Genomic DNA, 3,519 nt, shown 5'->3' on the forward strand with positions numbered 1-3,519 from the left:
CGCCCCGCTCCGGCTCGCGCTCCCGTTCCCACCCCCGGGTCCGCTGTCCTCCGGCCCGTCGTGTGCTCACCAGTCACCCGTCGCCCAACGAGCCGGAAGCGCGCCGCCTGCGGAGCAGGTACACGCCGAACGCGGCCAGCAGCGCGACGCCGAACACGGCCCCGCCGCCCGCGACGGACCCGCCGCCCGCGTCCTCGTGCTCGTCCGCCGTACCGCCACCGCCCGCGCGCACCGGCGCCGTGGGCGAGGGGGTACCGGACGGCGACGCCGGCGCGGCCACCGTGAACTCGCCCTCGGCCGCGCCCGGCCGGCCGGTGCAGTCGACGGTCACGGTGTGGGTGCCGGACGCGGCGGAGGAGCGGATCCGCGCCCGGCCGGCCAGGTCGCCGTCCGCCTCGGGCTTCAGCCCCACGTCCTTCTCGAACGCGTCCGCGTAGGCGACGGCCCCGGTCTGCCCGTCGCAGGCACCGGTGCTCAGGTCGAGACGGCCGCCCGGTGCCACTGCCGAGGGAGTGACCCGGACGGTGGCCACGGGGTCCTTCTCGCCGCGCGGGGGCGCCTGCCCGGGTGCTGCGCCGAGCGCGAGCACCGCCAGCACGGCCAGCACGGCCAGCGGTACCGCGCGCCGCGGCACGGCGCGCGGCGGTGCGGCCTGGTGGCGGGCCCGGCGTCGGACCGGGACAGCGTTGCGAGCCATGGGGAACCTCCGGATCACCGCGGTACTCCGACGTTCCCGGGCACGGTGGCCCTTCGCATCCGGGGAGAGCCCAGATGCGGCGGGCGCTACTCCGGATGGTGCCGCTCACCGGCACGCGGTTCGCGCGGGCGAGTGAATAGCATGTGGTCACCTCGTCAGTTCCCACGCGTCCCCACGTACGGCAGGAGTCCGCACCCATGACAGAGCGCAAACCCATCGAATCGTGGCTCACCGACATGGACGGGGTGCTGATGCACGAGGGGGTCCCGGTACCCGGCGCCGACACCTTCCTGCGGAAGCTGCGGGACTCCGGCAGGCCCTTTCTCGTCCTGACGAACAACTCCATCTACACCGCGCGCGACCTGCACGCCCGGCTCTCCCGGATCGGACTGGACGTGCCGGTGGAGAGCATCTGGACGTCGGCGCTGGCGACCGCGAAGTTCCTGGACGACCAGCACCCCGGCGGCACCGCGTACGTCATCGGCGAGGCCGGGCTGACCACGGCGCTGCACGATATCGGCTATGTGCTCAGCGACACGGACCCGGACTTCGTGATCCTGGGCGAGACCCGCACCTACTCCTTCGAGGCGCTGACCAAGGCGATCCGACTGATCAACGACGGCGCCCGGTTCATCGCGACCAACCCCGACAACACCGGCCCCTCCCCCGAGGGGGCGCTCCCGGCGACCGGCTCCGTCGCCGCGCTGATCACCAAGGCCACCGGGAAGGAGCCGTACTTCGTGGGCAAGCCGAACCCGCTGATGATGCGGACCGGGCTGAACGCCATCGGCGCCCACTCGGAGACCTCCGCCATGATCGGGGACCGGATGGACACCGATGTGCTGGCCGGGCTGGAGGCCGGGATGGAGACGTTCCTGGTGCTGACGGGGCTCACCGACAAGGCGGACGTCGACCGCCACCCGTTCCGCCCGACCCACGTGGTGGACTCCATCGCGGACCTGGTCGACCGCGTCTGAGGTCCGGTACGCGGGCCCGGGAGCGGTTTGCGAAGGTGGGGCCATGACACGCATGGACGCCACCGTCACCCCCCTCCGCGTCGGGCTGCTCGGCTACGGTCTGGCCGGTTCCGTCTTCCACGCCCCCCTCATCGCGACCACGCCGGGGCTGGCCCTGGACACCGTGGTCACCTCCGACCCCGAGCGGCAGGCGCAGGCCCGCACCGCCGGGGGGCCGGACAGCGGCGGGGTACGGGTGGCCGCGACCGCCGACGAGCTGTTCGACCGGGCGGACGAGCTGGACCTGGTCGTCGTCGCCACCCCGAACCGCAGCCATGTCGCCCTCGCCCGGCGGGCGCTGGAGGCCGGGCTCCCCGTCGTCGTGGACAAGCCGCTGGCCGCGACCGCCGCCGAGGCCGGGGAGCTGGCGGCGCTCGCGGACGAGCGCCGCCTGCTGCTCTCCCCCTTCCAGAACCGCCGCTGGGACAACGACTTCCGCACCCTGGCCGCGCTCCTCGACGAGGGCGCGCTCGGCGAGCCGCACCGCTTCGAGTCCCGCTTCGAGCGCTGGCGCCCCAAGCCCAAGGGCGGCTGGCGCGAGTCGGGCGACCCGGCCGAGGTCGGCGGCCTGCTCTACGACCTCGGCAGCCACCTCGTCGACCAGGCGCTCACCCTCTTCGGCCCGGCCGTCTCCGTCTACGCGGAGAGCGACGTGCGCCGTGCGGGCGCCGAGGCCGACGACGACAGCTTCGTCGCCCTCCGCCACGCGAGCGGCGTCCGCTCCCATCTGTGGATGAGCGCCACCGCAGCGCAGCTCGGCCCCCGCTTCCGCGTCCTGGGCAGCGCGGCGGCCTATGTGAAGTACGGCCTCGACCCCCAGGAGGCGGCCCTGCGCGAGGGCGCCCGGCCGGCGCGGGGGATGCCGTGGGGGGTGGAGCCCGAGTTCGCCTGGGGCGCCCTCGGCGCCCTGGACGAGACCCGCACCGTCCCCACCCGGGACGGCGCCTACCCGGCCTACTACGACGCGATCGCCGTCGCCCTCCGGGAGGGCACGCCCCCGCCGGTCACGGCGTGGGAGGCGACGGCCGCCCTCCGCGTCCTGGAGGCGGCCCGCACCTCCGCGAGAACGGGTTCCACGGTCTCCCTCCCCGACTGAGCCCGCCCGGGGGGCGGCGCCCCGGGCCCTCACGCCGGTTCGAGGACCTGGCGCTGTCTTCCGAGCCCCTCGATCTCCAGCTCCATCACATCGCCCGCACGCAGATACGGCTTGGGCTCGGCCATTCCCATCGCCACCCCGGCAGGCGTACCGGTGTTGATCACGTCCCCGGGATACAGCGTCATGAACCAGCTGAGATACCGCACCACCTCCGCGACCGGGAAGATCTGCTCGGCGCTCGTGCCGTCCTGCCGCAGCTCGCCGTTCACCCACAGGCGCAGGCCCAGCGCCTGCGGGTCCGGCACCTCGTCAGCCGTCACCAGCCAGGGGCCCAGGGGGTTGAACGTCTCGCAGTTCTTCCCCTTGTCCCACTGGCCGCCGCGCTCGATCTGGAACGCGCGCTCGGAGACGTCGTTCGCCACCGCGTACCCCGCGACCGCGGCCAGCGCCTCCTCGTGCGACTCCAGACAGCGGGACGTACGCCCGATGACGACCGCCAGCTCGACCTCCCAGTCGGTCTTCCGGCTGCCCCGCGGGATCAGCACCGTGTCCTGCGGGCCGACGACGGTGTCCGGCGCCTTCATGAAGACGATCGGTTCCTCGGGCACGGGGGCGCCGGTCTCCCGCGCATGGTCGTGGTAGTTCAGCCCGATGCACACGATCTTGCCGATCCCGGCGAGCGGCGCCCCGGTCCGCGGGCCGTCCCCGCC

The 3,519-nt window shown here is 74.1% G+C and carries 4 protein-coding genes; 2 read left to right on the forward strand and 2 right to left on the reverse strand.

Going from position 1 to position 3,519, the window contains the following annotated elements:
* Positions 1-73: 73 nt before the first annotated feature.
* On the reverse strand, positions 74-697 hold the full coding sequence (locus tag G5C65_RS33760) for a hypothetical protein (RefSeq protein ID WP_165302870.1): 624 nt from the start codon (positions 695-697) through the stop codon (positions 74-76).
* Positions 698-894: 197 nt separating this feature from the next.
* On the opposite strand from G5C65_RS33760, the gene G5C65_RS33765 reads away from it, so the two are divergent.
* Together G5C65_RS33765 and G5C65_RS33770 are read left to right on the forward strand one after the other, a co-directional pair.
* Positions 895-1,674, forward strand: coding sequence for an HAD-IIA family hydrolase (locus G5C65_RS33765; RefSeq protein ID WP_165302871.1), 780 nt, complete (start codon positions 895-897; stop codon positions 1,672-1,674).
* A 43-nt stretch (positions 1,675-1,717) separates the two neighbouring features.
* Positions 1,718-2,809: a Gfo/Idh/MocA family oxidoreductase gene (locus tag G5C65_RS33770; RefSeq protein ID WP_165302872.1), complete on the forward strand. Its 1,092-nt coding sequence runs from the start codon at positions 1,718-1,720 to the stop codon at positions 2,807-2,809.
* A gap of 29 nt (positions 2,810-2,838) precedes the next feature.
* Here G5C65_RS33770 and G5C65_RS33775 read toward each other — a convergent pair.
* On the reverse strand, positions 2,839-3,519 hold a 681-nt coding region (locus G5C65_RS33775), incomplete at its 5' end, for a fumarylacetoacetate hydrolase family protein (protein ID WP_165302873.1).

The organism is Streptomyces boncukensis, from assembly GCF_011045075.1.
Lineage (GTDB): Bacteria > Actinomycetota > Actinomycetes > Streptomycetales > Streptomycetaceae > Streptomyces > Streptomyces boncukensis.

Excerpts from the sequence above, each read along its gene's own strand:
- G5C65_RS33770 (WP_165302872.1), top strand. The coding sequence starts at position 1,718 with ATGACACGCATGGACGCCACCGTCACCCCCCTCCGCGTCGGGCTGCTC.
- G5C65_RS33765 (WP_165302871.1), top strand. The coding sequence starts at position 895 with ATGACAGAGCGCAAACCCATCGAATCGTGGCTCACCGACATGGACGGG.
- G5C65_RS33760 (WP_165302870.1), bottom strand. The coding sequence starts at position 697 with ATGGCTCGCAACGCTGTCCCGGTCCGACGCCGGGCCCGCCACCAGGCC.